Origin of the sequence: Ensifer meliloti (genome assembly GCF_030064585.1) — a bacterium.
Lineage (GTDB): Bacteria > Pseudomonadota > Alphaproteobacteria > Rhizobiales > Rhizobiaceae > Sinorhizobium > Sinorhizobium meliloti.
The window spans coordinates 1,612,204-1,638,684 of record NZ_CP120365.1 but is presented as its reverse complement, the minus strand read 5'-3'; the positions used below and the strand labels follow the sequence as shown (position 1 = coordinate 1,638,684).

Genomic DNA, 26,481 nt, shown 5'->3' with positions numbered 1-26,481 from the left:
CACAGCTTTCCCTTATCCCGCTCGGGAACAGTAACCGGGGTCTCGGTATCCACGGGAGTATTGCGTATGAAAGCACGTGAGAGCCTAGTCCGACTGAAGGAATTTCAGGTTCGGGAAAAGCAGCGCCAGCTCAGCCAGCTTCAAATGATGATGGCCGAGTTCGAGCGCATGACCAAGGATCTGGAAAACCAGATCGTCTTCGAGGAGAAGAAGTCGGGTATTTCCGACCCTTCGCATTTCGCCTATCCCACCTTCGCCAAGGCTGCCCGCCAGAGGGCCGATAATCTCCAGGTTTCCATTCGCGAGCTGAAGATGCAGCAGGATGCGGCCGAGCTCGCGCTCGAGGAGGTGCAGGCGGAATATGCGAGGGCAGCAGCGCTCGAGGAGCGGGATACGGGTGCGCGGCTGCGCGCCTGAGAGAGCAGCTACGGCACCGCGTATCTGATGAGACGCGCGGTGCCTTACAGCGCCGCGGGTCTTATCAGAAGCACAAAGGGCGCTCTAACTTGTTGAATCGGCGCATTGTGCTTTTCGAAGATCGATTCCGATTGTCGGGCCGATGCGGCAGGAGAAGGGGTCCCTTGCACTATCAACCCTGGATCACATCCCGCCACTCCGGATGGCGCATGACCTGAGCGCGCATGAAGGGGCAGAGCGGGATGATCTTCCAGCTGCCCTTTCGGGCCTCTTCGATCGCGTGAAGGGCCAGCGCCTGGCCGACGCCCTTGCCGCGCAACGCGTCCGGAACGAACGTGTGGTCCACGATTATGAGATGCGGCGACGACCTGGAATAGGTCATCTCACCGGTGTGGCCGTCGAGCGTCGCCGTGTAGCGGCCTTTTGTATTCGTTTCTTCCTGGGCGATGTCCATCGGGCGTCCTTCGTTCCCATGCGTTGGTGGCGATACGGTAGCTGCAGCATGATCTGATGGATGGTTTTATCGTCAAATCGGCTGAAACGAAACCGGCGGCTCAGGAGCACCCAAGCCGCCGGTTCGAATTATGGCCCTGCAGGGGATTGATCAGTGGCGATATTGCTGGATGCGCGTCGTGCGCAGGCCGGCGAGACCATGGTCATTTATCGAGGATTGCCAGGAGAGGAATTCCTCTACGGTCAGCGTGTAACGCTCACATGCCTCTTCGAGGCTCAAAAGGCCACCACGCACGGCGGCGACGACTTCAGCCTTCCTGCGGATGACCCAGCGCCGGGTATTGGCCGGCGGCAGGTCCGCGATCGTCAAGGGGCTGCCATCGGGGCCGATGACATATTTCACGCGTGGACGCATCATTTCGGTCATGGGACTCTCTACACAAACTCAAGACCATATGGCTGTGACCTTAGCTTGCCACATTTAATAATTGCCTAAACCGTTGATAACCATTTGATCATCATTTGAGCGGCCTCGGCCGCGGATGGTTCGCAAGGGTGGCTGTTCGTGACGGAAGGAAACGGCAGGCCTTCCTAGAATTTCGGGACGCGGGCCATGCAATCACCACATTTCGCTTCGACTGGAATTCGCGACAGCGAGGCGCCGGATCAAACGGGCGTCCACGTGTATGCTCCCGGAATAAACCGGGGCGTCACGAAGTTTGCGGGCGGCGCGGCTCATGTCTGCGGCGCGGGCAGGGGGGCGCTTTCAGCCACCGGGCCAAGACCGCTTTAGTCTCCATAGCGGCGGCAACGCCGGCAGCACGGTGACCGGAATGAAGGATTCGAACGAACCGGCCTCGCGGCGCGAGGCCGAAGCAAACATGCCTTTCGAGATCGACCCCGCATCGGTGCGCACGGAGTACGAGCTCCTGCATCTGATGCGGCGGCTGATCTCCCGCTACGGCTTCGCGCATTTCATGATCGCGCGTCTGCCTCTCGCCGACGAGCAGCGCTTTTCCGAACGTCTCGTGCTGAGCAATTGGCCCGCGGAGCTGGTACAGCAGTATGACGCCGGCGAGACGTTCCAGACGAGCGAGCTGGTAGAGCGCCTGCGCCAGACGAAGCTGCCCGTCACCGGCGGCCCTGAACTCATGGAGCCCGCGGGCAAGGGCGCCGGCAAGGCCGCGTTTATCCGCCTCCCGCCCCATGCCGGTATGGGTCACTTCGCGGTGCTGCTGCACACGACCTATGGTGAGCCTTTTGTGGCAGTGCTCTCCGGCACGCGGGACGAGCCGGCCGGCGCGGAGCGAGCGACGCTCTATCTGGCGCTATTGCAGCTTTTCGAATGCCTCGAGCGTACCTTCGATGCCGGCAGCGGCGCCCGCGAGAAGCTCTCGAGCCGGGAGGTCGAATGTCTGCGCTGGGCGGCGGCCGGAAAGAGCAGCGACGAGATCGCCATCATTCTCGGCATATCCGCCTATACGGTGAGCAGCTATTTCAAGAGCGCGACCCGCAAGCTCGACGCCGTCAACCGCATGCAGGCGATCGCCCGGGCGATGCGGATGAAGCTGATCTGACGGGTCGAGTGCTCGGCCGGCGTTCTGCCGTCCACTCTTGCCGTGACGGGCGCAAGTTTCTATATGTCGCGGCACGGAAAAGTCTGATGCATGCCGCCCGACACCGAGCAGCGGTTTTGGGATGACGGCATGCACGAAGAAAATACCAGAAGGGCGTAGACCCTACAGAATATGCCGCGTCGCCCTCATGTGCCGCCGTGCGGCCTCAAGCGTGAAACAGGGTGCCGGTACAGGAGCCGCGCCCGGATGCCGGATTGGATCCCGTGAACAGTCTCGATTTTGACCGCAAGCCCGAAGATACGCGCGTCGTCGTCGCCATGTCCGGCGGCGTCGACTCTTCCGTCGTGGCGGGGCTTCTCAAACGCGAGGGCTACGACGTTCTCGGCATCACGCTGCAGCTTTACGATCATGGCGCGGCGGTGCACAGGGCCGGCTCCTGCTGCGCCGGTCAGGATATCGACGACGCCCGCCGCGTCTGCGAGACGATCGGCATTCCGCATTATGTCCTCGATTACGAGGCGCGTTTCCGCGAGACGGTGATCAACCCCTTCGCCGAAAGCTATATCGCCGGCGAGACGCCGATCCCGTGCGTGGCCTGCAACCAGACGGTCAAGTTCGCCGACCTGCTTGCGACCGCCAAGGAGCTCGGCGCCGATGCGCTCGCCACCGGCCATTACATCCGTTCGCGGCCGAGCCCGAAGCCGCGTTATGCCGGCCAGCGCGCGCTCTACCGGCCGGCCGACGCCGAGCGCGACCAGAGCTATTTCCTCTTTGCGACAACGCAGGAGCAGATCGACTATCTGCGCTTCCCGCTCGGCGGTCTTCCGAAGAGCGAGACCCGGGCGCTCGCCGAGGAGATGGGCCTTGTCGTCGCCAAGAAGGCCGACAGCCAGGACATCTGTTTCGTGCCCCAGGGCAAATACAGCGACATCGTCTCGAAGCTGAAGCCGAACGCGGCGCTTGCCGGCGAAATCGTCCATCTCGACGGTCGCGTACTGGGCGCGCACGAGGGCATCCTGCATTACACGATCGGTCAGCGCCGCGGCATCGGTGTCGCGACCGGCGAGCCGCTCTATGTCGTCTACCTCGACGCCCGCTCGCGCCGCGTGATCGTCGGCCCGAAGGAGGCGCTGGAGACGCGCCGCGTCTACCTGCGCGACGTCAACTGGCTGGGTGACGAGGAACTGGAAGCGGCAGCCGGGCAGGGCTTCGAATGCTTTGCCAAGGTGCGCTCCACCCGCCGCCCCGCGCCGGCGGTCCTCAAGAGCGATGCCGAAGGGCTATATGTCGAGCTCGTCGAAGGCGAGGCGGGTGTCGCGCCCGGCCAGGCCTGCGCGCTCTATTCCGGCACCGGCGAGGATGCGCGCGTCTATGGCGGCGGCTTCATCCGCAGGTCCGAGCGCGAGCCGGCCGCGGAAGCGGCGCTGAAGGCGCTCTTGCAGGCGCCGGCGGCAGCGTAAAGCGGGCGATTCCGGCGTGGCGGGAAAACATCGCTTTTTCCCGAAGACATTGCTTGACACTAGCCGGAACAGCGCCTTATAAGCCGCCCGACCAGCCAAGACGGGCTTCGTTCAGAAGCTTTCACGGCACCGGCGGCGGAGTAGCTCAGTAGGTTAGAGCAGAGGAATCATAATCCTTGTGTCGGGGGTTCGAATCCCTCCTCCGCTACCAAGCCTTCCCGGTCCATTCTGGACACATTGGTTACGGTTTATTCCTGAGACATTGGCCGGTGCGATCCTGCATATTGTCGCTGGGCGCGAGCAAGGTTCACCAAAACGGCTTGCCGGATCTACGAGGGAGTGCCGGCCCTCCCGTCCACTCGATGAGCTTTCTTTTTTTCGAGCGCGCTCTATCACTCATAGCGCCTCGCTCTCGCTCTTGCGTGAAAGCTCTGAAGCCGCCACTCCTTTCCTTTATTCGCCGTTTCGACCACGAGCCGCCACCAGAGGCCAGTGGAAGCGCCGAGTCTTCTGCACTGAATTCTAACGTCGTTAAATGAGTTACTGTCAAAGGCCATACTCGAAAGATCATTAGAGTAGATTTCTGCTGGTTACTTGATCAATACGGTTTTGGCCGTCGGTCGCTCCTGCGCCGGATCCATTCTCCCAACTTTATGACGAGAACTGTCATCGGCGTTGTCTACCCTTGTTTCTCGCTCTGGAACTTAATTCTGCTGTAGTGGTTTCCCTGGAGGAAAGAACCTAAAGGAGAACTCCAAATGGCAGACAGAGGACCAACAGTAGTCAACACCGGGGGCAGCGGCGGTGGGTGGGCCGTTGCGGTAATCGTGATTCTGCTAGTTGTCGGAGCCTTGTTCCTGTTTGGCGGCGATCTCTTCGACGGCAGCGGCGGTGGTGGAAATACCGACGTCGACGTGAACGTGCCGAACGTTGAAGCGCCGCAGGCACCTTCAGGCGGACAGGAAACGCAGGCGCCTTCAGGCGGCGAGGGAACGTCGCCGGGCGGCGCTCAACAGTAGTCATCAACGTCGAGCCGTCCCTCGACGGCTCTTCCGGAACCGGCGAGCGCGCCCGGTGAGGCGTGGTTCATTTCTCCCGAAGCGCTCGCCCTGATGTCCTGCCGCTTGGTCCGTCCTCCCCGGCTCAAAGACGCGGAAGGGCGGAACTAATCCGCTCCCCTGCCGTTCAGATATGAGTTTAAGAAAGCTCTCAAATGAGAGCATGGAGGAGAAGTCATGAACATCGGCAGGCTTTTCGCGGCCGGGTTGATTTTGGGCGGCGCGGCGGCTGCTGTACCTTCTGCTTCGTCAGCCCAGTCATTCGACCTGTATATCGGTCCGGACGGTCCGCAGCTGCGCGATCGCAGATACGACGATGATGACTACGATTATCGTCCGTCTCGCGGCTGCAGCGAACGTCAGGCCATCCGTCGCGCCTATCGGCTTGGAATCCGCGACCCGGATATCCGGTCGGTCACGCGGCGCGAGGTGGCGGTCGACGGTGTCGGCCGGCGCGGCCGGCTTACGACCGTCTATTTCGCAAATCGGCCGGGATGTCCTCGCATAGGTTGAGCCTCGTCCGCTACAGCGCCGCGCGTCTTATCAGACGCGCAGAGGTCGCTGTGGCACTTTGATCTGCTGCATGTTTTTGTCCTTTAATCGGATACGATTAAAGGAAACATGCAGTATAGCCGAACGGTCGCCATCATAGGGCGCCGCGCGTTTCCGGACGCACGGCGCCATTTGGCATGCTGCTACAAACGGCAGCGCTCGGGCAACGCGGTGCACTGGCTGTATGGACGAGGAGGGCGACGGAACTTCCCGGGGCCGGCCTTGTTAGAGCAATTCCAGGAAAAGTTCGCAGCGGTTTTCCGTCGGGAGTTGCGGCAGAAGGGTGAGCAATTCCAGGAAAAGTGCGCAGCGGTTTTCCGTCCGGAGTTGCGGCAGAAGGGTGAGCAATTCCAGGAAAAGTGCGCAGCGGTTTTCCGTCTGGAGTTGCGTCAACGAAAGGTTAGAGCATTGCCGGAGCGGAAATGCTCTGGATCACGATGTTTTTAGGTCTGGTTGACCTAAAAACATGACCGTGATCGATTGCACGAAGTTGGAGCCGGATGCGGGCGGAAAACCGCACACACTTTTCCTCATCCCGCTCCGGGTCGGTCAGGAGGATCGCATGCCGGCGCCGAAAGAGATGGATTCCGCATTGACCAGTCTTCCCCTGAGAATCGGGGCCTATGTCCCCGACGATCTCCTGGAGGACTGGTTCGCCCCGGGAACGGGAATGAACCCGCCCTCGGAAAAGGCTTTGACCGAGGCAGCCGCATACGGGCGGCGGTTCGAGTGCGAATTCAAATATTATCCCGAGCGAAAGGAAGGGGTCTTCTGGAAATGGGTACCAGCCATCTGAACGAAGGCAATCTGGAGGCGAAGGCCATCAATGCCGTTATCGAAGAACTTCAGCGGCAGGCGGCAGAAAACCCTTCGAAGCTTCAGGTCCGCCAGGCGGGAGACAAGCTCGCGGTCCACGGAGAGATCGACGTCGATGCGGTGGTGATGGTGGTGGTGGGGTCGATGGCAGGCGGCCCTTGAGCCGCTTCCGCCCTTCCTTCGGCCCTATGCCGTTGTGCCGAGCCGGTCCGTTTCGGGCCTGCGCGAGCGCGTGCCATGCGAGCTCGCGAGGGGAGGGCCTCAGGAGGGATTGTCCTTGTCGCCCGTGGCGCTCGGCGGATTTTCGTCGATCGTATTGATGCCGTCGGCATTGACCTTGGTGTCCTCGATCCTGGTGGAATTGGTCGAGGAGAAGCGGTCGACATAGACGTAGAAAATCGCACTGGCGATTATGATGACGGCGGCGCCGATCAGCGCCAGTCGTTCCCAGGTTCTGCTCATGACATCACCTCCGGTCGCTCATGGTCGGAAACCGCAGCCGGCCGCAAAGGTTCCGGCCCGCGGGAGCGGCCGCCGGACTTCACGCGACGGGGGAACCATTTGTGCCCGTTCGACGTTAGAACCAACGCAGTTGGGAGGCGCAGGATGAGACACGCGGAAATCGGAAAGCTCGACAAATCCCAGGCCAGGCATGTCTGGGACGTGGCGGAGTATTGCAGGCGCACCGGCATCAACAAGGCCGAGGAACGCCGCCTGATCAGGGTTCTCGGACGATTTGCATCCAGCCACGAGCTTCAGATGAACATCGTGCGTCCTCAGACGCGCATCCGCTGACATCTCCGCGTCTCCATCGCCATTGAATCATTCACTGTTTCGTCGAACAGTGAATGCAGCCGCAGGAGGCGCGCGTGTGGGCAACCCTGGCCGGTGCACTTCTTTTCATCAGCGGGCTTCTCTACATGGCATGGGAGGCGCTCGGACGGCGACGGCTGAGCGAGCCGCCGCAGCCCGCGGAACGCAATCCCAAGCAGACGCTTGAGCCGCGCGGGCAAGGCCTGCGCTTTCTGAGCCCGTTGCGCAACTGGCTGGGCGTCGCGCTCATGCTGGTCGGCGGAATTCTCCTGCTCTTCGGCATGCGCTGAAGCGGCGTGCCTTCATATTTCCGGCCGAACAAAAGACGGCTGACGGCGCGGCGCTCAGGCCGGGCCGATCTCTATCAGGAAAGCTTCCGAAGCGATGTCGGCCGAGAGCGTGAGCGTGCCCGGCTGGACGAGGACCGCCGCGTCGAGCCCGTGCAGGGTTGCGGAGACGCCTTCGGTCACGAGCGCAACGCTGCCGCGATGACAGAAGAGAACGAGATCGCGGGCGCTCGTCGTCACCGGTTGCGAGCCCTCGACATGAATCCTGCGCACGCGGTGTTTCAAAGCCTGGCGGCGCGTCATCACATTGAGATCGGTGACCGGGCCATCCACGAGCGTCGCGGACGTCGGCACGTCGGCGGGGAAGGTGAGGGGGGTATCCGAGGTGGTCAGCAGTTTCGGTTGCCGGCCCTCGATCGCAAGCGTCATCCCGCTGCCCTCCAGGATCGATAGGGTGCGGTCGATGCCGGGAAAGATCGAGAAGGCGCCATTGGTGGCGACGGTCGCCATGCTTATGCGCCAGTCGAAATCGGCAATGGTGGCACGGTCCGGAGAGACGGCGATTTCCACCGTCTCTCCGCCGCCGTTCTTCCACGGCATATGCCTGTACTCGCTCGAGCGCAGAATTCGCATCATCGTCAGCCGAGCCATCCCATCGACGTTCCGACCCAAATGATCGGCGCCGTCACCAGTATGCTCAATACGACGCGAATATACCAGATCACCAGAAGATCGCGAAAGCTGAGCGGGATCGAGGTCGCCAGCATGCAAGGGACCGAGGCGGACAGGAACAGGACCTGACTGACCGATACCACCGCGGCCAGGAACTTCACCTCGGGCACGGCCTCCTTGAGCAGGATGGCGGGCAGGAACATCTCGGCGAGCCCTGAGGCGAGCGCCTTTGCCGCCTGCATCGGCTCGCCGAACTGCGCGAGCCAGGTGAAGGGGTAGAGCGTCAGGCCGAGAATGTCGAAGATCGGCGTGAACTTGGCGGCGAGAAGCCCGATGAGCCCGACGGCCATGATGCTCGGCAGGATCATCGCCGCCATGCGCAGTCCGTCGAGGAAGCTTTCGCGCAGCAGCGTCGGCAGGGCCTTGGCGATTGCTGCCTGTTCCAGGCCCGTCTCGACAGCGACGCTCAGGCGGCTGCGGCCCGGGGGCAGCGGCTGGTCCCGATCGCCCTCGTGCGCAAGCCGGAAAGCGGCCAGATCCGGGCGGTGATCGCAGAAACGATGAATGTGACGACAAGCGTCGTCCAGAAGTAGAAATTCCAGATGTCCATGAGCCCCAGCGTCTTCGCCACGATGATCATGAACGTAGCCGACACGGTGGAAAAGCCTGTCGCGATGATCGCCGCTTCGCGCACCGTGTACTTGCCTTCGCGGAACACGCGGTCGGTGATCAGGAGCGCAAGGGAGTAGCTGCCGACGAAGGAAGCGACGGCGTCGATGGCGGACCAGCCCGGCGTACGCCAGATCGGCCGCATCACGGGCTGGACGAGCACGCCGGTGAATTCGAGAAGGCCGTAGCCGATCAGGAAGGCGAGTGCCAAAGCGCCGATGGGTACGATCAGCCCGACCGACAGCACCAGCTTGTCGAAGAGGAAGGGCAGCATGTCGGGGGCGAAGAAGACCTCGGGCCCGATGCCGGCGAGATAAAGGCCGGCAAGGACCAGTCCGAGGACGCGCAGGACCGAAAACACGGCATCGGTCGTCGTCTTGCGCCAGGTGCCCTTCGCGATGGGGCCGAAGGCGCCGTAAGCCATCAGCAGCAATACGAAGCCGATCGCCACCGGCCGCGCATGGGTCGATATGGCGGTTGCCGCATGGTCGAGCAGGATCGTCGACTTGCCGTTGATTTCGACCGGCACGAAGAACAGGAATATGCCGATGAGGCTGAAAAGGATGAGCCGCAATGCGGCGCCGCCGCGCGAGCCCCCTGCCTCGGTGGTGATGTGCGTCATGTAGTCTCCTCCCTTCCTTGTTCAGAGCGGGTTACAGCTGCCCGTGTGCCGGCGCGGCTCGCATCAGCCGCCGCATCCGGTCAAAGTCTTCGTTCATCGGGCGATCGTCGCGATAGGCGGGGATCGCCGAGCGTATGTGCCCGTAAAGGGCAGCGGTGCGTTGCGCCTTGCCCTGCGCTTGCGGCTGCAGCTCATAGGCCTGTGCGGCCGCAAGCAGTTCGATCGCCAGGATCCGCTCGAGATTGTCGACGATCGAGAGCGCTTTCCAGGCGGCCGGTGTCGCATGGGTGAGCATGTCTTCCTGAAGCGCGGAGGTGATGCCGCCGTCGAGACTTGCGGGTGCCGCGAGCCGCCGGTTTTCCGCTACGAGCGCGGCAGCCGTGTACTGCGCGATCATGTAACCCGAGGAAACGCCGCTATCGCCGGCGAGGAAGGCAGGAAGACCGCTCACCAGAGGGTTCACCAGCCGGTCGATGCGGCGCTCGGAAATTGCTGCGACTTCCGCCACTGCGACGGCGAGGCTGTCCATTGCAAGGCCAAGCGCGGCACCGACGGCATGGGCTTGCGAATGCACCTCGGGTGCCTCCGGCGAACCGGCAACGGCCGGGTTGTCGGTAACGCTTGCGAGTTCGCGGTCGACGATTTCGGCCACCTGGCCGAAAGCGTCGCGGACGGCGCCATGCACCTGCGGTACGGCCCTGAGACTGAGCGGATCCTGGGTGCGGGTCCCGGCCGTACCTGCGAGCATCGGGCTATCCGCCAGCCAGCAGCGCAGGCTTTCGCCGACTGCACTCAGGCCAGGGGATTGCCGCAGTGCCAAGGGCAACTCGGCAAAGGCATTGGCTTGGCTGCCGAGGTTTTCGTAAGTCATCGCCGCGGCTGCATCCGCCCAGGCGAAGAGCCTTTCCGTGCGTGCGAGCGCCAGCGCCGCCAGACCGGTGGCGCATGGGGTCCCGTTGACGAGGCTCAGGCCTTCTTTCGCTTCGAGCCGCAAGGGCGCAAGCCCCAGACGGGCGAGGGCATCGGCGCCGCTCAGTCTTTCCGTCCCCTGCATGGCCGAGCCCTGACCGATCAGCACGAGGCCGATCGCGGCGGCGTGGGTTAGATATCCGACCGAGCCCCGCGACGGAATGAGAGGGATGATGTCGGCATTGAGCAGCGCCAGGAGCATTTCGGCCGTCTCGACCCGCACGCCGGAATAGCCGTGGGCGAAGTTGGCTATCTGTGCTGCCATGACGGCCCGGGCTTCCACTCGACCGAGCGGATCTCCGACGCCGCAAGCGTGGCTCAGGATGATGTTGCGCGAGAGCGCCTGCTGGTTCTCACGGCTGATGATGACATCGCATAGCGCGCCAACGCCGGTGTTGATGCCGTAACCGCGGATGCCGCGCTCCACCAATGCGTCGACGATCCGGCGGGCGTGGGCGATCCGCCGGCGCGCCGGTCCGGACAGGTCCAGAGAGGCGCCCTCGGCGATCGAAGCGATCTCGCGCCAGGTAAGCGGTCCATCGAGCGAAATCATCTCACCCATGGGTCTGCGGCCTTTCGTGCCGGCGCTGGACGAATCGGGCAACATAGTCGTTGGCAGGGTTGTCGAGAATATCGTTCGGTGTGCCGACCTGAACGACCTGACCGTCCCTCAGGATCGCGATCTCCGACCCGATGCGCAGGGCCTCGTCGAGATCATGGGTGATGAAGACGATGGTCTTCGCAAGATTCCGCTGGAGTTGCAGCAACTGGTCCTGCATGTCGCCGCGGATCAGTGGGTCAAGGGCACTGAACGCCTCGTCCATCAGGATCACATCCGTGTCGGCAGCGAGCGCTCGTGCAAGGCCGACGCGCTGCTTCATGCCGCCCGAGAGCTGATGAGGAAATTTCGCGTCGTAGCCCGAGAGGCCCACAGTATCGATCCATTTCATGCCGATTTCGCGGGCATCGTCCTTCGACACGCCGCGCACGCGCTGGCCGTAGACGACATTCTGGAGCACGGTCCGATGCGGCATCAGGGCAAAACTCTGGAAGACCATGCTGACGCGCCGCATGCGGAAGGCGCGCAGCGCCTTCGCACCGAGGTCGAGGATATTGTCGCCGTCGAAGAGGACCTCGCCGCTCGTCGGTTCGATCAGCCGGTTGATGTGGCGCACCAGCGTCGACTTGCCCGACCCGGAAAGCCCCATGATCACGAAGATCTTTCCGGCGCCGATCTTCAGGCTGACATCGTTGAGGCCCACGGTGCAGCCGGACCTGGACAGGATGTCGGCTTTATCGAGCCCGTCCTCGAGCATGGCGAGCGCCTTCTTCGCGTCATGCCCGAAGATCTTGTAGACGTTCCGGATCTCTATATCAGCCATTGCGGGCGTCCTCCGTCCGGGGCTTGCCGAAGCCTTGCGTGATACGGTCGAGCACGACCGCGAGAATGACGATGCCGATGCCGGCCTCGAGGCCCTTGCCGACGTCGAGCGTCTGAATGCCGTTCAGCACCTGTTCGCCGAGGCCGCGTGCGCCGATCATCGAGGCGACGACGACCATCGACAGCGCCATCATGATCGTCTGATTGAGGCCGGCCATGATCGTCGGCGTCGCAAGGGGCAGTTCGACGCCGAAGAGAATCTGTCCCGGGCTGCCGCCGAACGCCGTCGCAGCTTCGACGACTTCCGCATCGACCTGGCGGATGCCGAGATCGGTGAGCCGGATCAGCGGCGGGACGGCGTAGATAATGGTCGCGAGGATTGCCGGGACCTTGCCGAGCCCGAAGAGCATCAGCGCCGGGATGAGATAGACGAAGCTCGGCATGGTCTGCATGACATCGAGCACCGGCAGAGTGATGTTGCGGACGACGCGGCTCTTCGTGACGAGAATCCCCATGGGCACGCCGATCACCACCGAGACGATGGTCGCCATCAGCATCAGGGCGAGCGTCTGCATCGTCAGATCCCAGAGTCCGAGGACGCCGACGGTAACCAGCAACGCGCCTACGGCCAGCGTCAGCGACCAGCGCCGCGAACTCCGCCAGGCAAGCGCCATGAAGGCGAGAATGACGAGCCACCAGGGCAGGCCGCGCAGGATCCATTCGATGAACAGAACGGCCTTCAGGATGACGCCGCTGATCGCCTTGAAGACCCAGCCATAATTGGTGACGAGGGCCTGGATGAAGTCGTTCACCGGCGCGCGGATCGAGAGATTGAGAGAGTCCGGAAACATCGGATATCGTTCCTTGTTCAGGTGGGAGGCGGGAAGCCAAGACCCTCCTGGCCCGGGGAAGCAGCCTTTCGCCTACGATCGCAGCGCCCCGCCTGGTGGCGGGGCGCTGGCGATTGCCGGCCGGAAAGGGCCACCGTTACTTGAGACCGGCTTCGATCTTGCCGCGCGCCTCGTCCGAGACCCACTTGCTCCAGATGTCGCCTTTGGTTTTCAGGAATTCGGCGGCAGCCGCCGTGGCGTCGACCTTGTTGTCGGCCATATAGGCGAGGCTGGCGTTGACCTCATCGAGCGGGAATGTTGCCTTTTCCAGGATCTCGACGATTTCCGGAGCTTCGGAAGCGAAGGTGCTGTTCACGCCATAGGCCACGTCGACGGAGGGAAAGGCGCAGCCTTCGTCGCGTTTGCCGTTGGCGCTGCTCAGTTCTTTCCAGCAGGCTTCGTTATAGGCCGGCTCTTCGAGCTGGATCAGCTTGAATTTCCCCATGATCGCGGTCGGCGACCAGTAATAGAAGAGGATCGGCTCGCCCTGGAGATAGGCAGAGGTGATCGCCGCGTCGAGCGCTGTCCCCGTTCCGGGGCGGAAGTTCACATAGGTCTCACCGAGCTTGTAGGCCTCGAGCTTGGCGGTGCTCACGCCCTCGCAGGTCCAGCCGGAGGGGCAGTTGAGGAAGCGGCCTTTGGATGGCTCTTCCGGATCGGCGAAAATCTCGGCGATCTTCGGATCGGTAAGCTGTGATACGCTTTTCAGATCCGGCGCCTTGGCTTCGATATTGCGAGCGGGATCGCCGTGGACGACGTAGTCCGGCACGAACCAGCCTTCGCTGGCGCCTACGAAGGTCTTTCCGACTGCAATCACCTTCTTTTCTTCCACCGCCTTGTTCCAGACGTCCGAACGGCCGAGCCATTCCTCGGCGAAAATCTGCACGTCGTTGTTGGCGGTTGCCTGTTCGAGAGTCACGGAATTGCCGGGGATCGAGTCGACCTGGCAGTCGTATCCCTTGGAAAGGATCGTTTTCATGACCTCGGTGATGAAGGCGCCGCTTTCCCAGTCGATGCCGGCGAAGGTCACGGTCTTGCCGTCGCCGCAATAGGAAGCATTGGCGCCGCTGGCGGAAGCCGCCAGCATCAGGCCGGCGGCAGCGAAGGTGAGTCTCATTGTGCTGATCGACATGCGCATTCCCCTTTTTTAAATTGCGATTCTTCGATTGCTATTTGAGCTTGTTCAGAACGCGCGCGAAGGCGCGGTCGATGTCTTCCTCCCGGTCATGCCGTCCATTGCGGATCTTCCATTCGCCCGCGATCATGACGTCGCGAACCGTATCCCCGCCGAGTGCGAAGAGCCAGCGGTCGAGGATCTGGTTGCCGCTTGCCGCGGCGATATAGGGATTGGAGCCGTCGAGAACGACGAGGTCGGCCATGGCGCCGGCGCGGATGCCCGGCTCTTCCATTCCGGCGGCTTGTCCGGCCGCTTGTCCGGCCGCTTGGGCGCCGCCCGCAAGCGCCGCATCGAAGATTGACCTGCCGACGGAGGCGCCGGGCGCGGCGAGCCGGTTGCGCCTGCGGTCGCGCAGGCGCTGGCCGTATTCGAGGAGCCGAAGCTCTTCCGCGACGCTCGTCGCGACATGGCTGTCGGTCCCGACCCCGAAGCGGCCGCCTGCCGCAACAAAGTCGACCGCGGGAAAAATTCCGTCGCCGAGATTGGCCTCGGTCGCGGGGCAAAGGCCGGCGACCGCTCCCGAATGGGCGAGCCGTCTCGTCTCGTCGGGCGTCATGTGCGTCGCGTGGATCGCGCACCAGCGCTCGTCCACCGGCATGTTGTCGAGGAGCCATTCGACCGGGCGCCGGCCGCTCCAGGCCAGGCAATCTTCCACTTCGCGGGGTTGCTCGGCGACATGGATGTGGATGGGGCCGGTGAGGGGCGACGATTGCAGGATCTCGCGCATTTCCTCCGGCGTCGCCGCCCGCAGCGAATGGATGGCATAGCCAAGCCTCGCGCCTGTCGCATTGCAAGCGGGCGAGAGCCGCTCGAGCAGCGCGAGGAAGCGGTCCGGATCATGAAGGAAGGGGCGCTGCCCCGCGCTCGGCGCAGCTCCGCCGAAATTGGCATGGGCGTAGAAGACCGGCAGATGGGTGAGGCCGATGCCGGTCGTCTGCGCGGCCCTTAGTATCCGCAGCGACATTTCCGCCGGGTCCGCGTAAGGCGTGCCGTCGAGCTGATGATGAAGGTAGTGGAATTCGACGACACGGCCGAAGCCGCCCTTCAGCATTTCCACATAGAGCTTGGCGGCGATCGCCTCGAGATCGTCCGGGTCGACCAGACCGACGGTGCGATACATCTCCTCCCGCCAGGTCCAGAAGCTGTCGTCGCCTGTTCCGGCCACTTCCGCAAGGCCGGCCATCGCACGCTGGAAGGCGTGGGAATGCAGGTTGGCCATCGCCGGCACAATGGGTCCGGATAGATGCTCGTCGCCCGGCGCCTTCGATTGCCCTGCTTCCACCGCGAGAATGCGTCCCGCCGCGTCGACGGAGATCGCGACGTTCTCGGACCAACCGGTCGGCAGCAGCGCCTGTTCGGCAAACAGTCGATGGGCGGACGAAGCTGTCATGAGAGCCGTTCCTGTACGTGGTTGTATATGGAACTATAGATATTTTGTTGTGGCGCGCAAGTTGGAAATAAAGGAAAACAATCGCTGATTTGCCGGGCCGGCGGCGCCCGGCCGCAACGGAGCATCGCATGGCGGTATTGGGGCGCAAGAGCGACAGGGCGGTTTTCGACGACGGGCCGGTACCGCGCTATGAGGCGGTCAAGCAGTTCATCCGCAGCCGCATCGAAAGCGGCGAATGGCCGCCGCACCATCGCGTACCGTCCGAAAACGATATCGTCGCCGATCTCGGCGTCAGCCGGATGACCGCCAATCGCGCACTTCGCGAACTGGCGAGCGAGGGTGCGATCACGCGGGTCCAGGGAGTAGGGTCCTTCGTGGCTGCCCACAAGGGCAGTACGGCCCTTCTCGAGGTGCGCAATATCGCCGACGAGATTCGCGAGCGCGGACACAGGCATACCTCGCGGATCACGCTGCTTGAGGAGGAACAGGCAAGCACCGAGGTCGCGGAGGCGCTCGGGCTTGCGGCGAAAGCGCGGGTCTTTCACTCGATCATCGTCCACGCGGAGGACGACGTTCCGATCCAGATCGAGGATCGTTTCGTCAATCCCGCAATCTGCCCCAATTACCTGGAACAGGATTTTACGAGCATGACCCCGAACGTCTATCTGACGTTGGTGGCGCCGATCACGCGGACGGAGCAGATCGTCGAAGCCGTTCTGCCGAAGCCGTGGGAATGCAAGCTCCTTTCGATCGGGCGCGGCGAACCGTGCCTGATGATCCGTCGACGGACCTGGTCGGAAGCTGCAAATGTAACGGTCGCGTGGCTCACCTATCCGGGCACGCGCTATCGTCTGGAAGGTGTTTCGCAGTAAGAACGACACCATCGCAGAGACGGGAAGGAAATGATGGAAGACGAATTGCTGAAGCGCCGCACGCAGCTTGCGAGGCCGGACGTGTCGATCGAAGAGGCGCAGGCAATCCTGGCCCAACATTACGGCCTTTCCGGCGATCTCACCGAACTCGGCAGCCAGCAGGACCGCAACTACCGCGTCGACACAAGCGAGGGGCGTTTCGTCCTGAAGGTCGCGCGTGCCGAATATGCGCGGGTTGAGATCGAAGCCCAGAATGCCGCGTTGCGGCATGTCGCCACCAGGCCCGATGCTCCCAAAGTGCCCGAAGTGGTGCCTGCCTTGAGCGGCGAGGAAATCGTTACCGCAGCCGTTCGCGAGGAAACCTATCAGTTCCGCTTGCTCACCTATCTGGACGGCACGCCTCTGACGCGCCGCAGGCACCTGGCCGTGGAAACCGTGGCGGCACTCGGCGATGTTGCAGGCCGGTTGGCGGTCGCACTCAGGGATTTCGATCATCCGGGGCTCGAGCGGGAGCTGCAATGGGACCTCAGAAGGGCAGGGCCGGTGGCGCTTCACCTGCTTTCGGCCATGAGCGACGTCGATCTGCGCAAGCGCATTGCCGAGGCGATGGTCGGCGCCATGCGCAGGGTTCAGCCGCTGATGCCGGAGCTGCGCCTGCAGGCGATCCATCAGGACGTCACCGACGACAACGTCGTGAGCCGCGCGGACAGGAGCGGGCGCCTCATCCCGGACGGCGTCATCGATTTCGGCGACGTGCTGAAAGGGTGGGTGGTCGCCGATCTTGCCGTTACCTGCGCATCGCTGCTGCATCATGCGGGCGGTGATCCCTTCCAGATCCTGCCGGCGGTGAAGGCGTTCCATGCCGTCTGCCCTTTGACGGATGCCGAATTGAAGGCGCTCTGGCCGCTGATCGTCGCGCGTGCCTGCGTTCTCGTGGCAAGCACGGCGCAGCAGCTCGAGGTCGATCCGGAAAATGCCTATGTCGAAGGCAATGCCGCGCATGAGCGGGAAATCTTCGACGTTGCCGTTTCCGTGCCTCTCGATCTCATGGAGCATGCGATCGGAGAGGCTGTGGAGCGGTCGCCGCAGCTTTCTCCGCCCGGGATGGGCGGCCGGCTGCTGCCCGAGCTCGACCCTTCGGAAATCGGCATCGTCGATCTCTCCTTGCTCGGCCCGCACCTTCCTGCCGACCGCTGGCATTACGAAGACACCGAAGCCCTGCTCCTGCAATCGGCGGCGCGTGCTGCCGGTGCCGCGGCCACGCGCTATGGCGAATACCGGCTGACGGAAACCAGGCTCCTGCAGGCGAGCGCCCCCCGGACATTCGCCCTGCACGTGGATTTATGCCTGCATGGGCAGACTGCCGTGCACGCGCCTTTTGCCGGCCGGCTCCACCAGCGCGGCGGCAAGCTGATCTTCTCGGGCGAAGGTCTCCATCTCCATCTTTACGGCGTCGAGGCAGCCGACCTCGCCGAAGAGGCGTTGGAGGCGGGCGCACGGATCGGCGTGGTCCCCGGCGATCCGTCGGCCCTGGGGTTCATGCGCGTTCAGCTTTGCACTACGCCGGAGTTGGACCCGCCCGCCTTCGCGGCATCGCATCAGGCGGGGGCATGGCGCCGGCTTTGCCCGTCGCCCTCGCCCATCCTGGGCTTCGATTGCGATGCGGCCTTGCCGGACGCGGCCGGGCTCCTCGAGCGCCGCCGCCGGCACTATGCCCGGCCGCAGAAGAACTATTACCGCACGCCGCCGCAGATCGAGCGCGGCTGGAAGGAGCATCTCTTCGACGTCGAGGGCCGCGCTTACCTCGATATGGTCAACAACGTCACCCTCGTCGGCCACGGGCATCCGCGCCTGTCGGCTGCGGTCGGGCGGCAATGGTCGCTGCTCAACACCAATTCGCGGTTCCACTATGCTGCCGTGACGGAGTTTTCGGAGCGCCTTGCGGCGCTTGCGCCGGAAGGGCTCGACACTGTCTTTCTCGTCAACAGCGGATCCGAGGCGAACGATCTCGCCATCCGGCTCGCCTGGGCCCATTCCGGAGCGCGCAACATGATCTCGCTGCTCGAGGCCTATCATGGTTGGACGGTCGCGAGCGACGCCGTTTCCACCTCGATCGCCGACAATCCGCAGGCGCTGACGACGCGCCCCGACTGGGTCCATCCCGTCGTCTCGCCGAACACCTATCGCGGCCCGTTCCGCGGGGAGGATTCGACGGTCGGCTATGTCGATGCCGTGTCTCGAAAGCTCGCGGAATTGGACGAGAAGGGCGGGAAGCTCGCCGGCTTCATCTCGGAACCGGTCTACGGCAATGCCGGCGGCATTCCGTTGCCTTCCGGCTATCTGGATGCGGTCTACGCCATGGTCCGGGAGAGGAGCGGCGTCTGCATCGCCGATGAGGTGCAGGTCGGCTACGGGCGGCTCGGCCATCATTTCTGGGGTTTCGAGCAACAGGGCGTCGTGCCCGATATCATCACCGTCGCCAAGGGCATGGGCAACGGCCATCCGCTGGGCGCGGTCATCACCCGGCGCGAGATTGCCGATGCGCTGGAGAAGGAAGGCTATTTCTTCTCTTCCGCCGGCGGCAGCCCCGTGAGTTCCGTCGTCGGCTTGACCGTCCTCGACATTCTTCACGACGACGCCCTGCAGGAAAATGCCCGCGCGGTCGGCACCCATCTCAAGAGCCGGCTCGAGGCGCTCGAGGGCCGGTTTCCGCTCGTCGGCGCCGTTCACGGCATGGGGCTTTACCTGGGCGTCGAATTCGTCCGCGACCGCGAAACGCTCGAACCGGCCACCGAGGAAACCGCGGCGATCTGCGACCGCCTTCTCGATCTCGGCATCGTCATGCAGCCGACCGGAGACCATCTGAACGTCCTGAAGATCAAGCCGCCGCTTTGCCTCGCCCGGGAGAGCGCCGATTTCTTCGCCGATATGCTGGGCCGGGTGCTCGAAGAGGGATGGTAGGAAAAAGGCGCCGCCGGGATTCCCGGCGGCGCGTGCTGCATGTTTTGGCCCTCAATCGGCTGCGATCGAAGGAAACATGCAGTAGGTCAGCGGACCGGCGGCGCGTAGATCAGGCCGCCGTTGTTCCAGAGCTTGTTGAGACCGCGATCGATCCTGAGCGCGCTCTCCTTGCCCAGGTGGCGCTCGAAGATCTCGCCATAATTGCCGACCGCGGCCACCGTCTGGTAGGCCCATTTCGGATCGAGCCCGAGCGCCTTGCCGGCTTCGTTGTCGATGCCGAGGAAGCGCTTTTGTGCGGCGGTTCCGCTTTCGAGGAGCGAAGCGGCATTTTCCCGGGTGATGCCCAGCTCCTCTGCCTCTATCATCGCGAAGAGCGTCCAGCGAACGACCTTGAACCATTGATCGTCGCCCTGGCGGACGGCAGGGCCGAGCGGCTCCTTGGAAATGACCTCCGGCAGGACGACGAAGCGGTCAGGGTCGTTGAGCGTCAGCCGCTGCGAATAGAGCGCGGAGGCATCGGTGGAATAGACGTCGCAGCGCCCGGAATTGAAGGCCTGGATCGTCTGGTCCGCCTTTTCGAAGGCGATCACCTGATACTCGATCTTGTTGGCGCTGAAATAGTCCGCCATGTTCTGTTCGGTCGTGGTGCCGGTCTCCGTGCAGACGGAGGCGCCCGAGAGCTCCTTGACGCTCTTCACGCCGATATCGCCGCGCACCATGAAGGCCTGGCCGTCATAATAGTTCACGCCGACGAAGCTCATGCCCAGATCCGTGTCGCGCGAAAGCGTCCAGGTGGTCTGGCGCGAAAGCAGGTCGACCTCGCCGGACTGCAGCGCGGTGAAGCGCTCCTTGGTCGAAAGCGGCACATATTTCACCTTGTCCGGGCTTCCGAGCGTGGCGGCCGCGACCGCACGGCAGAAATCGATGTCGAAGCCGGACCACTCGCCCTTGTCGTCCGGGGCAGAGAAGCCGAGCACGCCCTGGCTCACGCCGCAACGCAGCGCGCCGCGTTGCTTGACGACGTCGAGGGTTGCGGCCTGCGCCGTGGTGCCGGCAAGAAACGCCGTCGCAAATAATGCCAAAATTCCGGTTTTCATCGTCCCGTTCTCCTCCGTTTTTTGAGACGCAACTATCGGGTTCCGGAACGCGTGCGTCCCGAGTTGTCTGGTTTTTCGGTGGTGCTTCTACCTCGTGCTTATCCCGCTTGCGCCAGCACGGCCCCGAATGTTTCCTCGAGCACGGCAATCAGATGATCCGCATCCCGCTTCGAAAAGATCATCGGCGGTCGCATCTTCAGCACGTTGTCATGTGGGCCCTCCGTGCCCATCAGCACGCCGCGCTGGCGGGCTCCGTTCGCGACGGCCCGGGCGATCTCCGTCGCCGGCGCCCTGGTCCTGCGGTCGCTGACGAGCTCGATGCCGAGGAAAAGGCCGAGGCCGCGGACGTCGCCGATGACCTCGTAGCGCTCCTGCATGGTCCGGAAGGCGGTGAGAAGATGATTGCCGATATCGAGCGCATTGCGGCGCAGGTCCTCGCCTTCGATGACGTCGAGCACGGCGAGACCGACGGCGCAGGATACCGGGTTGCCGCCGAAGGTGTTGAAATACTCCATGCCATTGTCGAACGACGCCGCGATCTCTCGCGTGGTGACGACCGCGGCAAGCGGATGACCGTCGCCGATCGGCTTGCCCATGGTGACGATATCAGGGACGACGCCTTGCGTCTCGAAAGCCCACCAATGGCTGCCGACCCGGCCGAAGCCGACCTGCACCTCGTCGGCGATGCAGACGCCGCCGGCCTCCCGAACCATGCGGTAGACGTCCTTGAGGTAGCCGTCCGGCAGAAACACCTGGCCTGCGACGCTCGGAATGGATTCGGCGAGGAAGAAACCTGGCGCTTCGCCTCGGGCGCGCATCGCCGCGATCAGCTCGGCCACGTTTTCGGCGAAGCGCTTGCCGTGTTGCTCCGGCGGCCAGGCGGCCGGCGCGTGGTAACTGTCCGGAACGGCCGCCACGTGAACATACGGCTTCTGGCCCTTTCCGCCCTTGCGGCGAAATTTGTATGCGCTGAGATCGATCAGCTCCTGCGTCGTGCCGTGATAGGCCCAGTCCAAAACGACGGCGTTTTCGCGGCCCGTATGGGCGCGCATCAGGCGCAGGGCGAGACTGTTGGCTTCGGAGCCGCTGTTGGCGAAGGCGGCGACGGCGAGTTCCTTCGGCATCGTGGCCGTCAGCCGCTCGGCATAGGCGACGATGTTGTCGTGCAGGTAGCGCGTGTTGGTGTTGAGCGTCCCTGCTTGCCGGGCCAATGCCTCCACCACGGCCGGATGGGCGTGGCCGATGTGGCAGACATTGTTGAAGCAGTCGAGATAGGCGCGGCCGCGATCGTCGATCAGCCAGACGCCTTCGCCGCGCACGAACTTGATCGGTTTCTCATAGGAGATCGAGAGGTTCGGCAGCAGCAGCTCTTTCCGCCGCCTGATGATCTCCTCGTGGGGGCGGCCGCTCTGGTCGTAGAATTCCCGCGCAATGCCGGCAAATGTGCTCGCGTCGGGGAAGAGCTCCGCCCAGACGTCGAGATAGCGCTCCTCGCCGACGCCGAGGATGTCCGTCGCTGCGAGACTTGTGTCGGTGGAGATCTGCAGATGCAGATGCGGCGCCCAGCCGCCGTTTTCTTCCGGTGCGCCCATTTCACCGACAAGCGCGCCGGCCTCCAGCCTGTCGCCGGCCTTCAGCCGACCGACGGCCTCATGGGCAAGATGCCCCCAGAGTGTCAGGAAAGGCGGGCAACCATCGGGTTCATGGCGCAGCGCGATAAGGCAACCGTATCCGAGCGGATCCTTCTCGATCTCGACGCTCGCGATGGTGGCTGCAAGCGGCGTATGGACCTTGGTGCCGGCGGTCTTGAAGAGGTCGAGGCCGAGATGGCGCGTGCGGCGGGTCTCTTCGATCAGGCGGGAGACGAACATCTCGCCCGAATAGACGGTGCGGGCTTCACCCCAGGGGCCGATGCCGAGCTCGACGCCGGTCGTGCGGCAATGCTCTTCCCATACCGATTGCGCGTCATGCGGCCGTCCGTCCGCCGAACTGACGGTCATCGGATGCGTCGGATCGCCATAGGGGACGAGAGCGGCGGGATAGGTCGCCGCTGGACGATCGAGAAGCGGCAGGAGGCTTTTGCGATTTTCGCCGATCCAGGAGGCGACGGCGTGCGCTCCGGCGACTGTCTCGAAACCGCAGGCCTTTCTCAGGATGGCCGTCGCGAAGCGCGGGTTCATCGCATCGAGTTTGCGCAGTAGCGCCCAGGCAGGTCTTTCGCTGATCGCGAGATAGGGATTGTCGGCGGTATGCGCCCGGCGTGATGCGGAGATTGTCACCGAGGTGACCAGCCGCATGGCAATCAGGTCGAAGAGGAGATCGACTTCCTCTTCGAGAAGGGGGTATTCGGCATGGTACCCATTGGCGATCGCAGCCGCAGCGCCGATCGGATCGGGGTGGTCGAGGCCGGCATAGGCGGCGGCGATCGCGACTTCGGCAATGACGGGTGCGTAGAGGGCGTCGCCGAAGTCGATGATACCGGAAATGCGGTCTCGGTCGTCCTCGTCGATGAGGACGTTCCAGTCGTTTGCGTCATTATGGATGACGGCGGAGCGCAGCATCGGGAGCCGCGGGGCGACCCGCTCGTCGAAGCGGTCGAGAAAGCGCTGGAGAAGAGCACGATCCTGGAGATCGGCCACATGTGCGAGCCGTCCGGCAGAACGTCCGGCATTGCGGATGTCCCAGTCGAGGTCGCGCAGTGCGCCCGGATGCATGAAGCCCTTGAGCGAGGCATCGAAGCGGCCGAGCATCCGGCCGAGGGAGTGAAGCGCTCCGTCGCTGCGATCGGACTGTGCGAGCGGAGTTCCTGGAACCCAGGTGACCAGCCGCAATCGATGGACCATCCCGCGCCTGGTGGTCGTCGCGAGGTTCGCGCCGGACAGTGTCGGCTGCAAATGCGGAACCGGCAGGTCCCCTGCATTTTTGCCGGCGTGCTTCAGCAGCGCTGTCTGGAAGTCGCTTTCGATTTCCGGCTCGGCGCCGTTGACGATCTTCAGAATGTAGCAGCGGCTCTCGCCGGTATTGACCTTGAAGTTCTGGTCCCGCTCGCTGTCCAGCGGCTGAAGTGACCCGTTCAGGCCGAAGTGCTGCTTAAGGAGGGCCTGCGCTTCCTCGGTCGTGAAATCCGGCGTCGTTTTCAGCATGTCGTTCATGGAGACCCCCGCTCTTGGTCCACGAGAGTTGCACGCCCGCCCGGCATGTGCATCCGGCATTTCGCCGGTTGCACCGGCACTTTGTTTATAATAACCGTCATCTTGCCGGCGCCGCTCGACAGCCGCCCGGCAGTCCCTCTGGCCGGCCGCAGGAGGCAGGAAATCGACGCGACAGACCGAACGATACTCAGCATATTGAGCCGCGAGGCGCGTATTCCCATGAAGTCGCTTGCCGGGCGTATCGGGTTGTCTCGCAGTGCGACGGCCGAGCGCGTCGCGCGGCTGGAGAAGGCCGGCGTCATTCGCGGCTATCGCGCCGACATCGGCCAGTTGGAGGAGGGGCAGATCGAGGCTTTCCTGCTGGTGACGCTGAAGCGGACGCCCTCGCTCGGCGTGCTCGACCGGCTGGCCGGGTTTTCCTCCGTCAGGCGCGTTTTCTCAGTCAGCGGCCAGCTCGATCTCGTGGTGGAAGTGAAGGTCGCGTCGATCAATGCGCTGAACGAACTGCGCAACGAAGTGGCGCAGCTCGACAATGTCGAGGATCTGACGACGTCGATCGTCTTGCGCCGTGATATCGAACGAAGCTGAGCGTCTACGCTCTTCCAGGCGGAAAACCGCGCATTTTCCTCATCCCGCTTAGTACCGACTGCGCGGCCTGCTGCATGTTTCCTTTGATCGTAGCCGATCAAAGGACAAAAACATGCAGCAGATCAAAGTGCTACAGCGACCTTTGCGCGTCTGATAAGACGCGCGGCGCTGTAGGACACCTATCGGAAGACTGCAATCTCTCCTCACCCTCATCTCTGTGCTCGTCACAGAGATGAGGGCAGCGCCGCGTCTGCGGCGCGGGAGGAGTTCTTTCAGCCCAAGGACTTGTCTGGCTGGATCCCTGTGACGAGCACAGGGATGAGGAAATCAAACAGGCCGCGGCGTGTATCCCGAATCTCAACAGGCCTTAACCCTCGCTCAGCATTTCAACCTCGCCGCTCGAACGGCCGATGAGGCTGCGGCGGACGCGGCCGACGTCGCGCCTCGGCGGCTCACCGAAATGGCGGGCATATTCGCGGCTGAACTGGGACTGGCTCTCATAGCCGACCTTGTGGCCGGCATCGCCGGCATCGAGGCGCTCCTCGAGCATCAGCCGCCGTGCCTCCTGCAGGCGCAGCTGCTTCTGGTACTGCAGCGGGCTCATCGCCGTGATTGCCTTGAAATGGTGATGAAGCGAGGAAACGCTCATGCTTACGCGGCTTGCGAGGTCGTCGATGCGCAAGGGGCGGGAATAATGCTCCTTCAGCCAGGACACCGCGCGGCCGATCTGGTGCGGCTGGCTCTCCGTGGTCGCCATCTGGCGGAGCCTGGCGCCGTGCGGTCCGAGCAGCAGCCGATAAAGCAGTTCCTGCTCGACCAGCGGCAGCAGCACCGCAATGTCGTCCGGGCGGTCGAGGAGCCGCAGCAGCCGAAGCGCCGTGTCCTCAAGATCGGGAGTGAGCTTGCTGACCGTCATGCCGCGCGGCGAAGCCGGAGCTTTCGCAGCCTCCGGGCCGATGGCGTCGAGGAGCGCCGGAAGCCTCGTCGTATCGATCTGGAAGACCATGCTGAGATAGGGCTCCTCGGGCGAGGCGAGCGATATCTGAGAGAGAACCGGCAGGTCGATGGAGGTCAAAAGGTAGTCCGAGGCGCCGTAGACGAGGGTTTCCTCACCGAGCACGACACGTTTGGCTCCCTGGACGATGATCGCCAGGCTCGGCTTGTAGGCGGCGCAATTCGGCTTCGCGGAAACGGAATGCCGATGAACGCTCAGCCCTGGAATAATCGTCGGATGATCGCCGTCCTCTCCGGCGATCCGGGCAATGATGTCGATCATTTCCTGACGCGGGATGCGCTGTGATTCTGTCATATTCGGTGGACTTTCCAATACCTTAGATCCGTGCGGAGACAGGGGGCAGATAGGTTGTCGGCGCTGTCCCGCCACCTGGCTTCCACGATTCTCGCAGAATCGTGCAAAAGTTTTGCAGGATCGCACTAACGCAATGGCCTTGTGAGACAGCATAGTCCGCCCTGCCGCCTGCGGTCCATAGACCAATGGGCGCGCCACTCCCAGACATGCCACTCTCAGACATGCCACTCCCAGACATGAAGGACAGACCCATGGCCATTGCAAGAGGATATGCGGCGACGGACGCGTCGAAGCCGCTCGCACCCTTCACCTTCGAGCGTCGCGAACCGCGCGAAGACGACGTGGTGATCGACATCAAATATTGCGGCGTCTGCCATTCCGACATCCACCAGGCGCGCGACGAATGGGGCAATTCGACCTTCCCCATGGTACCGGGCCACGAGATCGTCGGCATCGTCAGGGCAGTCGGCTCCCAGGTCACCAGGTTCAAGATCGGCGACCGGGTGGGTGTCGGCTGCTTCGTCGACTCCTGCACGACCTGCGCCAAGCGTGATCTCGACCTGGAGCAGTATCTGCCCGGCCTCGTGGTGACCTACAACGGCGTCGAGGCCGACGGAACCCCGACCCAAGGCGGCTATTCCGACCATATCGTCGTCAAGGAAGGCTATGTGCTCTCCATTCCGGAGAACCTTCCGCTCGATGCTGCCGCACCGCTGCTTTGCGCCGGCATCACGCTCTACTCGCCGCTGCGTCACTGGAAGGCCGGCCCCGGCAAGAAGGTGGCGATCGTCGGCTTGGGCGGTCTCGGCCATATGGGCGTGAAGCTCGCCCATGCGATGGGCGCGGAGGTCACGGTGCTCAGCCAGACGCTTTCGAAGAAGGAGGACGGGCTTAAGCTCGGGGCGGACCACTACTACGCGACGAAGGATCCGGAGACATTCACGAAGCTCGCCGGCAGCTTCGACCTGATCATCTGCACGGTCGCCGCCGAGATCGACTGGAACGCCTATCTCAACCTCCTGAAGGTCGATGGCGATCTGGTGCTCGTCGGCATTCCGGAGAATCCGGTGCCGGTCCATGCCTTCTCGCTGGTGCCGGCACGGCGCAGCATTTCCGGCTCCATGATCGGTTCGATCAAGGAGACGCAGGAAATGCTCGATTTCTGCGGCGAGCACGGAATCGTTTCGGAGATCGAGACGATCCGCATGGAGCAGATCAACGAGGCCTATGAGCGGGTGGTGAGAAGCGACGTGCGCTATCGCTTCGTTATCGACATGGAATCGATCAAGGCTTGAGCTT

Annotated in this window: 25 protein-coding genes, 1 tRNA gene and 1 pseudogene; 14 read left to right on the top strand and 13 right to left on the bottom strand. The window is 63.3% G+C overall.

From position 1 onward, the window contains the following. The first annotated feature begins 66 nt into the window (after positions 1-66). Positions 67-417 carry a hypothetical protein gene (locus tag PZL22_RS15080; protein WP_003527555.1) on the top strand — a complete coding sequence of 117 codons (351 nt, stop codon included), beginning with the start codon at positions 67-69 and terminating at the stop codon, positions 415-417. Positions 418-589: 172 nt separating this feature from the next. On the opposite strand, the gene PZL22_RS15075 is transcribed toward PZL22_RS15080, so the two are convergent. Together PZL22_RS15075 and sciP are read right to left on the bottom strand one after the other, a co-directional pair. Next, positions 590-871, bottom strand: coding sequence for a GNAT family N-acetyltransferase (locus tag PZL22_RS15075; protein WP_003527553.1), 282 nt, complete (start codon positions 869-871; stop codon positions 590-592). A gap of 150 nt (positions 872-1,021) precedes the next feature. Then, positions 1,022-1,297, bottom strand: a complete 276-nt coding sequence (gene sciP, locus PZL22_RS15070) for a CtrA inhibitor SciP (RefSeq protein WP_003527546.1) — start codon at positions 1,295-1,297, stop codon at positions 1,022-1,024. Positions 1,298-1,703: 406 nt separating this feature from the next. Between sciP and PZL22_RS15065 the strand changes: the two genes are divergently transcribed. The 7 genes from PZL22_RS15065 to PZL22_RS15035 all read left to right on the top strand — a co-directional run bounded on the left by PZL22_RS15065 (position 1,704) and on the right by PZL22_RS15035 (position 6,495). After that, positions 1,704-2,447, top strand: coding sequence for a helix-turn-helix transcriptional regulator (locus tag PZL22_RS15065; protein WP_003527543.1), 744 nt, complete (start codon positions 1,704-1,706; stop codon positions 2,445-2,447). A gap of 263 nt (positions 2,448-2,710) precedes the next feature. Then, positions 2,711-3,907, top strand: a complete 1,197-nt coding sequence (mnmA, locus tag PZL22_RS15060; protein ID WP_013844832.1) for a tRNA 2-thiouridine(34) synthase MnmA — start codon at positions 2,711-2,713, stop codon at positions 3,905-3,907. 134 nt (positions 3,908-4,041) lie between these two features. After that, positions 4,042-4,118, top strand: a tRNA-Met gene (locus tag PZL22_RS15055). A 547-nt stretch (positions 4,119-4,665) separates the two neighbouring features. Continuing rightward, the gene (locus PZL22_RS15050; RefSeq protein ID WP_003527539.1) at positions 4,666-4,926 is read left to right on the top strand and encodes a hypothetical protein; all 261 of its coding nucleotides are present in this window, start codon (positions 4,666-4,668) and stop codon (positions 4,924-4,926) included. A 216-nt stretch (positions 4,927-5,142) separates the two neighbouring features. Beyond that, positions 5,143-5,478 carry a hypothetical protein gene (locus PZL22_RS15045; protein ID WP_010970149.1) on the top strand — a complete coding sequence of 112 codons (336 nt, stop codon included), beginning with the start codon at positions 5,143-5,145 and terminating at the stop codon, positions 5,476-5,478. A 601-nt stretch (positions 5,479-6,079) separates the two neighbouring features. Continuing rightward, positions 6,080-6,313: a hypothetical protein gene (locus tag PZL22_RS15040; protein WP_014526973.1), complete on the top strand. Its 234-nt coding sequence runs from the start codon at positions 6,080-6,082 to the stop codon at positions 6,311-6,313. Next, positions 6,295-6,495, top strand: coding sequence for a hypothetical protein (locus PZL22_RS15035; protein WP_003527531.1), 201 nt, complete (start codon positions 6,295-6,297; stop codon positions 6,493-6,495). Before PZL22_RS15040 ends, PZL22_RS15035 begins: the two co-directional genes overlap by 19 nt. A 99-nt stretch (positions 6,496-6,594) precedes the next feature. Here PZL22_RS15035 and PZL22_RS15030 read toward each other — a convergent pair whose 3' ends face one another. Further along, positions 6,595-6,795: a hypothetical protein gene (locus PZL22_RS15030; protein ID WP_003527528.1), complete on the bottom strand. Its 201-nt coding sequence runs from the start codon at positions 6,793-6,795 to the stop codon at positions 6,595-6,597. Positions 6,796-6,939: 144 nt separating this feature from the next. Between PZL22_RS15030 and PZL22_RS15025 the strand changes: the two genes are divergently transcribed. Further along, entirely contained in the window at positions 6,940-7,128 is a 189-nt protein-coding gene (locus PZL22_RS15025) for a hypothetical protein (protein WP_003527526.1), read from the top strand. Positions 7,129-7,181: 53 nt separating this feature from the next. Beyond that, positions 7,182-7,436 (top strand): hypothetical protein, encoded by a 255-nt coding sequence (locus tag PZL22_RS15020; protein ID WP_003527524.1) that lies wholly within the window; start codon positions 7,182-7,184, stop codon positions 7,434-7,436. 54 nt (positions 7,437-7,490) lie between these two features. On the opposite strand, the gene PZL22_RS15015 is transcribed toward PZL22_RS15020, so the two are convergent. The 7 genes and pseudogenes from PZL22_RS15015 to hutF form a co-directional block, all read right to left on the bottom strand. Beyond that, a complete protein-coding gene (locus tag PZL22_RS15015; RefSeq protein WP_003527522.1) occupies positions 7,491-8,084 on the bottom strand; it encodes a HutD/Ves family protein in 594 nt (197 codons plus the stop codon). Beyond that, positions 8,072-9,396, bottom strand: a pseudogene (locus PZL22_RS15010) (YjiH family protein). The gene PZL22_RS15015 and the pseudogene PZL22_RS15010 overlap by 13 nt, the downstream one beginning before the upstream one ends. A 31-nt stretch (positions 9,397-9,427) precedes the next feature. Further along, positions 9,428-10,927 carry an HAL/PAL/TAL family ammonia-lyase gene (locus PZL22_RS15005; protein WP_003527520.1) on the bottom strand — a complete coding sequence of 500 codons (1,500 nt, stop codon included), beginning with the start codon at positions 10,925-10,927 and terminating at the stop codon, positions 9,428-9,430. Beyond that, a complete protein-coding gene (locus tag PZL22_RS15000) occupies positions 10,920-11,747 on the bottom strand; it encodes a quaternary amine ABC transporter ATP-binding protein (protein WP_003527518.1) in 828 nt (275 codons plus the stop codon). Before PZL22_RS15000 ends, PZL22_RS15005 begins: the two co-directional genes overlap by 8 nt. Then, on the bottom strand, positions 11,740-12,597 hold the full coding sequence (locus PZL22_RS14995; protein ID WP_127516307.1) for an ABC transporter permease: 858 nt from the start codon (positions 12,595-12,597) through the stop codon (positions 11,740-11,742). The genes PZL22_RS15000 and PZL22_RS14995 overlap by 8 nt, the downstream gene beginning before the upstream one ends. Positions 12,598-12,733: 136 nt before the next feature. Further along, positions 12,734-13,768, bottom strand: a complete 1,035-nt coding sequence (locus PZL22_RS14990; protein WP_033048507.1) for an ABC transporter substrate-binding protein — start codon at positions 13,766-13,768, stop codon at positions 12,734-12,736. Positions 13,769-13,805: 37 nt separating this feature from the next. Further along, positions 13,806-15,203 (bottom strand): formimidoylglutamate deiminase, encoded by a 1,398-nt coding sequence (hutF, locus tag PZL22_RS14985; protein ID WP_003527512.1) that lies wholly within the window; start codon positions 15,201-15,203, stop codon positions 13,806-13,808. Positions 15,204-15,331: 128 nt separating this feature from the next. On the opposite strand from hutF, the gene hutC reads away from it, so the two are divergent. Together hutC and PZL22_RS14975 are read left to right on the top strand one after the other, a co-directional pair. Beyond that, the gene (gene hutC, locus PZL22_RS14980; protein ID WP_003527510.1) at positions 15,332-16,075 is read left to right on the top strand and encodes a histidine utilization transcriptional repressor HutC; all 744 of its coding nucleotides are present in this window, start codon (positions 15,332-15,334) and stop codon (positions 16,073-16,075) included. 30 nt (positions 16,076-16,105) lie between these two features. Next, positions 16,106-19,036 carry an aminotransferase gene (locus PZL22_RS14975; protein WP_162098004.1) on the top strand — a complete coding sequence of 977 codons (2,931 nt, stop codon included), beginning with the start codon at positions 16,106-16,108 and terminating at the stop codon, positions 19,034-19,036. An 86-nt stretch (positions 19,037-19,122) separates the two neighbouring features. On the opposite strand, the gene PZL22_RS14970 is transcribed toward PZL22_RS14975, so the two are convergent. Both PZL22_RS14970 and PZL22_RS14965 read right to left on the bottom strand, forming a co-directional pair. Then, positions 19,123-20,133, bottom strand: coding sequence for an amino acid ABC transporter substrate-binding protein (locus PZL22_RS14970; protein ID WP_003527506.1), 1,011 nt, complete (start codon positions 20,131-20,133; stop codon positions 19,123-19,125). A 98-nt stretch (positions 20,134-20,231) separates the two neighbouring features. Then, positions 20,232-23,285 carry an aminotransferase class III-fold pyridoxal phosphate-dependent enzyme gene (locus tag PZL22_RS14965; protein ID WP_003527504.1) on the bottom strand — a complete coding sequence of 1,018 codons (3,054 nt, stop codon included), beginning with the start codon at positions 23,283-23,285 and terminating at the stop codon, positions 20,232-20,234. A 45-nt stretch (positions 23,286-23,330) separates the two neighbouring features. Between PZL22_RS14965 and PZL22_RS14960 the strand changes: the two genes are divergently transcribed. Further along, positions 23,331-23,873, top strand: coding sequence for an Lrp/AsnC family transcriptional regulator (locus PZL22_RS14960; RefSeq protein WP_003527502.1), 543 nt, complete (start codon positions 23,331-23,333; stop codon positions 23,871-23,873). Positions 23,874-24,240: 367 nt separating this feature from the next. On the opposite strand, the gene PZL22_RS14955 is transcribed toward PZL22_RS14960, so the two are convergent. Next, positions 24,241-25,182 carry an AraC family transcriptional regulator gene (locus tag PZL22_RS14955; protein WP_003527500.1) on the bottom strand — a complete coding sequence of 314 codons (942 nt, stop codon included), beginning with the start codon at positions 25,180-25,182 and terminating at the stop codon, positions 24,241-24,243. A gap of 251 nt (positions 25,183-25,433) precedes the next feature. On the opposite strand from PZL22_RS14955, the gene PZL22_RS14950 reads away from it, so the two are divergent. After that, positions 25,434-26,477 carry an NAD(P)-dependent alcohol dehydrogenase gene (locus PZL22_RS14950; RefSeq protein ID WP_284718702.1) on the top strand — a complete coding sequence of 348 codons (1,044 nt, stop codon included), beginning with the start codon at positions 25,434-25,436 and terminating at the stop codon, positions 26,475-26,477. The last annotated feature ends 4 nt before the right edge of the window (positions 26,478-26,481 follow it).

Coding starts and splice junctions, on each gene's coding strand:
- PZL22_RS14950 (WP_284718702.1), top strand. CDS start 25,434: ATGGCCATTGCAAGAGGATATGCGGCGACGGACGCGTCGAAGCCGCTC.
- PZL22_RS14960 (WP_003527502.1), top strand. CDS start 23,331: ATGTGCATCCGGCATTTCGCCGGTTGCACCGGCACTTTGTTTATAATA.
- PZL22_RS15005 (WP_003527520.1), bottom strand. CDS start 10,927: ATGGGTGAGATGATTTCGCTCGATGGACCGCTTACCTGGCGCGAGATC.
- sciP (WP_003527546.1), bottom strand. CDS start 1,297: ATGACCGAAATGATGCGTCCACGCGTGAAATATGTCATCGGCCCCGAT.
- PZL22_RS15020 (WP_003527524.1), top strand. CDS start 7,182: ATGCAGCCGCAGGAGGCGCGCGTGTGGGCAACCCTGGCCGGTGCACTT.
- PZL22_RS14990 (WP_033048507.1), bottom strand. CDS start 13,768: ATGTCGATCAGCACAATGAGACTCACCTTCGCTGCCGCCGGCCTGATG.
- PZL22_RS14975 (WP_162098004.1), top strand. CDS start 16,106: ATGATGGAAGACGAATTGCTGAAGCGCCGCACGCAGCTTGCGAGGCCG.
- PZL22_RS15015 (WP_003527522.1), bottom strand. CDS start 8,084: ATGGCTCGGCTGACGATGATGCGAATTCTGCGCTCGAGCGAGTACAGG.
- PZL22_RS15065 (WP_003527543.1), top strand. CDS start 1,704: ATGAAGGATTCGAACGAACCGGCCTCGCGGCGCGAGGCCGAAGCAAAC.
- PZL22_RS15050 (WP_003527539.1), top strand. CDS start 4,666: ATGGCAGACAGAGGACCAACAGTAGTCAACACCGGGGGCAGCGGCGGT.
- PZL22_RS14965 (WP_003527504.1), bottom strand. CDS start 23,285: ATGAACGACATGCTGAAAACGACGCCGGATTTCACGACCGAGGAAGCG.
- PZL22_RS15000 (WP_003527518.1), bottom strand. CDS start 11,747: ATGGCTGATATAGAGATCCGGAACGTCTACAAGATCTTCGGGCATGAC.
- PZL22_RS15080 (WP_003527555.1), top strand. CDS start 67: ATGAAAGCACGTGAGAGCCTAGTCCGACTGAAGGAATTTCAGGTTCGG.
- PZL22_RS14995 (WP_127516307.1), bottom strand. CDS start 12,597: ATGTTTCCGGACTCTCTCAATCTCTCGATCCGCGCGCCGGTGAACGAC.
- PZL22_RS14970 (WP_003527506.1), bottom strand. CDS start 20,133: ATGAAAACCGGAATTTTGGCATTATTTGCGACGGCGTTTCTTGCCGGC.
- PZL22_RS15030 (WP_003527528.1), bottom strand. CDS start 6,795: ATGAGCAGAACCTGGGAACGACTGGCGCTGATCGGCGCCGCCGTCATC.
- PZL22_RS14955 (WP_003527500.1), bottom strand. CDS start 25,182: ATGACAGAATCACAGCGCATCCCGCGTCAGGAAATGATCGACATCATT.
- PZL22_RS15040 (WP_014526973.1), top strand. CDS start 6,080: ATGCCGGCGCCGAAAGAGATGGATTCCGCATTGACCAGTCTTCCCCTG.
- PZL22_RS15075 (WP_003527553.1), bottom strand. CDS start 871: ATGGACATCGCCCAGGAAGAAACGAATACAAAAGGCCGCTACACGGCG.
- PZL22_RS15025 (WP_003527526.1), top strand. CDS start 6,940: ATGAGACACGCGGAAATCGGAAAGCTCGACAAATCCCAGGCCAGGCAT.
- hutC (WP_003527510.1), top strand. CDS start 15,332: ATGGCGGTATTGGGGCGCAAGAGCGACAGGGCGGTTTTCGACGACGGG.
- PZL22_RS15035 (WP_003527531.1), top strand. CDS start 6,295: ATGGGTACCAGCCATCTGAACGAAGGCAATCTGGAGGCGAAGGCCATC.
- hutF (WP_003527512.1), bottom strand. CDS start 15,203: ATGACAGCTTCGTCCGCCCATCGACTGTTTGCCGAACAGGCGCTGCTG.
- PZL22_RS15045 (WP_010970149.1), top strand. CDS start 5,143: ATGAACATCGGCAGGCTTTTCGCGGCCGGGTTGATTTTGGGCGGCGCG.